The sequence below is a fragment of the Mesorhizobium sp. M7A.F.Ca.CA.002.05.1.1 genome, assembly GCF_003998335.1.
Taxonomy (GTDB): Bacteria; Pseudomonadota; Alphaproteobacteria; order Rhizobiales; family Rhizobiaceae; genus Mesorhizobium.
Genome location: NZ_RZQI01000525.1, coordinates 1 through 4,268 on the forward strand (window position 1 = coordinate 1; position 4,268 = coordinate 4,268).

The following is a 4,268-nucleotide window of genomic DNA, read 5'->3' on the forward strand; positions in this document are numbered from 1 at the left end:
GTTGATCAGCACCTTCGGATTGACCAGTTCGATCTGCCGCTCGATGAACGGCCGGCAGATCTCGGTTTCGTGCGGCGTCGGCGTGCGATTGCCCGGCGGCCGCCAGGGAATGACATTGGCGATATAGACTGAAGTACGGTCGAGCCCGATCGCCGCCAGCATGCGGTCGAGCAGCCGACCCGATCGGCCGACGAAGGGCAGGCCCTCGATGTCCTCGTCGCGGCCGGGTGCCTCGCCGACCAGCATCACGGCGGCGTCCGGGTTGCCGTCGGCGAACACCAGGCTCTTGGCGGTGGCCTTGAGATTGCAGCCCTCGAATGCCGCCATGTGCTGGCGAAGCTCGTCCAGCGTCGTTGCTGTCGTCGCCAATTGGCGAGCCAGTGCCGCCTGCGCTTCGTCGGGAACGGTGGCCGACGTTGGGCGCGCAACCGGCGGCGCACTTGATCTGTCACTTGGTTCGGGGCGAGACATATTCGTCGAACGCTGCGGTGCGGCGATATCGCCCGAAGACGCCGCCGCGCGCTCCATGGGCTTTGGCGCAACCTCGGCGAATCGGTTCACGGGCTGGTCTTCAAGCGCCTCGTCGACGCCCACGCTGGCGTAAAAGGCCAGCAAGTCGGCGATGTCAGGTATGTTGTTTGGGGAAGCGGCAGTCATGCCGGCACATTCATCCGCGCGAGCACGATTTGCAAGTTTGTGATTGGCGAAAGCGGTGATGACAGCCAATCTCCCTCCTTGAGGGGGAGATGGCCGGCAGGCCAGAGGGGGTCGTCGCGCGTAGAGCGTCAACCTCCTCTGTCGGCGAAGGGGAGTCGCGTCCGGTCGTGCCGCCCCTCGAGGGGGGAGAGCGCGCCCCGCATCCGCGCCTCATCCCGTCGGTATGCGTGGATCCTGCACGAGGTAAAACGTCCATCGCGGTGTGTAATCAGTCATCAGGAATTCGAACCTGGCGGTTTTCAGCGGGTCGACCTTGCCATTCCTGAACAGCAGCCGGTCATAGGGTTCGAAATCGCGATCGAAATCGGCGAAATTGCTCGACAAGATATTGTCCGGCGTCTTGTTGCGCTGGTCGAAGGAAAGCCCGTCGCCGAACACGCTCGGCCGATTCAGGATCTCCTGCAATTCGAACTGGAATTCGACCCAGGCCTGGCCGCTGTTGTTGAGCACCTCGATGCGCATATACATCATGCCGTTGGCGAATTCGTCGGCCTTGCCGAATGCCTGGATCGGTTTTGTCGTGCGGATCGTCAGCGTCACCGGCGTTGACGAATTCAGCTCTTCGGTGATGACGAACGGATCGTCCTTCGTTCCGATGCCCGAGGCGCCGGTGATGTGGAAGCCGCCAAGCTCGTCGGAGAAGGAGTAGGCGCCAGCCGCCCAGACCTTCACTTCGTCGGCGGCAGCGTGATGCGGCGCCAGCATCAGAAGGGCCAAAAGGAGCGCCCGGCGGATCCGGCCGGGCGGGAAAAGAAAGCGCGTCGATGAAAAGCCGGCTGGCCCAGGAATGCGCATGGCGTGAAGTATGGCCGATAAGCAAGCCGTCGAACAATTAAAAACGCGCGCCTCGCAGGCAATGCCGGGCGAAAAGCAGTCTTCCAGCCTCGCAATGCGCGACTTTTTGGCCAAAACGGCATTGTCACGTATGCGCCGGTTTCCTGTCGTCAATTGATGCGCTATGCAGCGCGGGAGCCAGCAAGATACCCGAATGGGATAAGCCAGTGCGGAGGGGTTGATGAGCGACATCGAACGCGAAAGCATGGAATTCGACGTGGTTATCGTCGGCGCCGGCCCTGCCGGCCTCGCCGCAGCCATCCGCCTCAAGCAGGTCAATCCCGAGCTTTCGGTCGTCGTCCTGGAGAAGGGCGGTGAGGTCGGCGCCCATATCCTCTCCGGCGCCGTTGTCGATCCGATCGGCATCGACCGGCTCTTGCCGGGCTGGCGCGATGAGGACGGCCATCCCTTCAAGACGCCGGTCACATCAGACCATTTCCTCGTCCTTGGTCCTGCCGGCTCGTTTCGCCTGCCCAACATGCTGATGCCGCCGCTGATGAACAATCACGGCAACTACATCGTCTCGCTCGGCAATGTCTGCCGCTGGCTGGCGACCAAGGCCGAAGCGCTCGGCGTCGAGATCTATCCGGGCTTTGCCGCCGCCGGCCTGCTCTACAATGAGCAAGGCGCCGTCACCGGTGTCGTCACCGGCGACATGGGCGTCGAGAAGGACGGAACGCACGGTCCGGGTTTCGCACCCGGCATGGCGCTGATGGGCAAATATGTGCTGATCGGGGAGGGCGCTCGCGGCTCGCTCGCCAAGCAGTTGATCGCCAGATACAAGCTTTCCGATGGCCGCGAACCGGGCAAATACGGCATCGGCCTGAAGGAACTCTGGCAGGTCAAGCCGGAGAACCACCGTCCGGGCCTGGTCCAGCATTCCTTCGGCTGGCCGCTTGACTTGAAGACCGGCGGCGGCTCGTTCCTCTACCATCTCGAGGACAATCAGGTGGCGGTCGGCTTCGTCCTCCACCTCAATTACAAGAACCCCTGGCTGTCGCCCTTCGAGGAATTCCAGCGCTTCAAGACCCATCCGGCGATCAGCGGGACTTTCGACGGCGCCAAGCGCCTCGGCTATGGCGCGCGCGCCATCACCGAGGGCGGCTGGCAGTCAGTGCCGAAACTCTCCTTCCCCGGTGGTGCGCTAATGGGATGTGCGGCGGGCTTCGTCAACGTGCCGCGCATCAAGGGCTCGCACAATGCCGTGCTGTCCGGCATGCTGGCGGCCGAGCATGTCGCAGAGGCGATCGGTGCCGGGCGCGCCAACGACGAACTCGCTTCCTACGAGGAAGCCTGGCGCGCGACCGACATCGGCAAGGATTTGAAGAAGGTGCGCAACGTCAAGCCGCTGTGGTCGCGCTTCGGCACGATCGTCGGTGTCGGCCTCGGCGGCCTCGACATGTGGCTGAACACGCTGTTCGGTGTCTCGCCCTTCGGCACGCTGAAGCATGGCAAGGCCGACTATGCGACGCTCGAGCCTGCCGCCCGGCACAAGAAGATCGCCTATCCGAAGCCCGATGGCGTGCTGACCTTCGACAGGCTGTCCTCGGTGTTCCTGTCCAACACCAATCACGAGGAAAACGAGCCGGTCCACCTGCTTGTCGGCGACATGGAACTGCAGAAGCGGTCCGAGCACGATGTCTTTGCGGGCCCCTCGACGCGTTACTGTCCGGCCGGGGTTTACGAGTGGGTCGACAAGGACGGCAATGCCGCCGCCGATCCCACGGCCAAGGATGTGCGCTTCGTCATCAACGCGCAGAACTGCGTCCACTGCAAGACATGCGACATCAAGGACCCGAACCAGAACATCAACTGGGTGCCGCCGCAAGGCGGAGAAGGCCCGGTCTACCAGGGCATGTAGGCTCGCGCCGGCCACAGCGTGCAAAGCCCCGACGACGGCTCGGGTCTCCCGTGGCAAGTGAAACATTAGGACTGTTGAAACTGCCGCGCGCTTATGGTTCCATTCCTTGACGATAAGGAGATGGCCAATGCGCCTGGCGGTTCTGGCATGCCTTGTGGCGATCGCTGCGCTGTTCGGTTTGGCTTCGGCGGCCTCGGCCGGCACCAGGGTGGTGGTCAAGACGCGGACCTACGACATCACCGGGAACACGGGGCTGGCGCTGATGCAGGCTATGGACCGCAAGGGGCCGAAGCACGGCTTCATGACGCACGCCATCGCGTTGACCGGCTACGCAGTGGATTGGGACCTTGACACCAGCCAGGACAATGGCGTTTGCCGCTTGCGGCGCGCCAACGGCACGCTCAATCTCTTTTATACGTTTCCGCGTGTCGCCTCGGCCACCACGCCGACGCTCCGGAAGCGATGGACGCGGTTCTTCGCCGGCGTCCGCGCCCATGAGGAAACCCATGGCCGCATCGCCAGGGAGATGATGCGGGCCACGGAAAGATCGATCTCCGGCCTCAGGATTGCCGACGACCGGTTCTGCTACAAAACACGTCGCGAGGCACAGCGACGTATCAAGGCCACCAATGCCGCATATGAGGCCAAGCAGCTCGCTTTCGATGCGCGCGAGCATCGCGATGGCGGCCATGTCCAGCATCTCGTCATCGCTTTGGTCAGGCCCTGATCCTTCAGCCTGGCGTCTTGCCGGTCTGGCTTATGGCCGCGGTCGCGGTTTCATGTTCGTCGAGCGGCTTTTGCTGGTTCAGCCTGAGTGAGAACTCCACCATGACCGGAAGGTGATCCGAGCCGGTGT

The 4,268-nt window shown here is 63.1% G+C and carries 5 protein-coding genes; 3 read left to right on the plus strand and 2 right to left on the minus strand.

Translation table 11 applies throughout. The features are described 5' to 3' along the window. A partial coding sequence (locus EN939_RS23075; protein WP_164751157.1) for a uracil-DNA glycosylase occupies positions 1-657 on the minus strand: 657 nt, incomplete at its 3' end. Between the two features lie 210 nt (positions 658-867). Continuing rightward, on the minus strand, positions 868-1,512 hold the full coding sequence (locus EN939_RS23080; RefSeq protein WP_127269925.1) for a hypothetical protein: 645 nt from the start codon (positions 1,510-1,512) through the stop codon (positions 868-870). 10 nt (positions 1,513-1,522) lie between these two features. Here EN939_RS23080 and EN939_RS38140 point away from each other — a divergent pair, with 10 nt between their 5' ends. From EN939_RS38140 to EN939_RS23090, 3 genes are all read left to right on the plus strand, one after another. Beyond that, entirely contained in the window at positions 1,523-1,669 is a 147-nt protein-coding gene (locus EN939_RS38140; RefSeq protein ID WP_155930595.1) for a hypothetical protein, read from the plus strand. Between the two features lie 63 nt (positions 1,670-1,732). Continuing rightward, entirely contained in the window at positions 1,733-3,412 is a 1,680-nt protein-coding gene (locus EN939_RS23085) for an electron transfer flavoprotein-ubiquinone oxidoreductase (protein ID WP_127269927.1), read from the plus strand. Between the two features lie 127 nt (positions 3,413-3,539). Next, entirely contained in the window at positions 3,540-4,139 is a 600-nt protein-coding gene (locus EN939_RS23090; RefSeq protein WP_127269929.1) for a DUF922 domain-containing protein, read from the plus strand. The last annotated feature ends 129 nt before the right edge of the window (positions 4,140-4,268 follow it).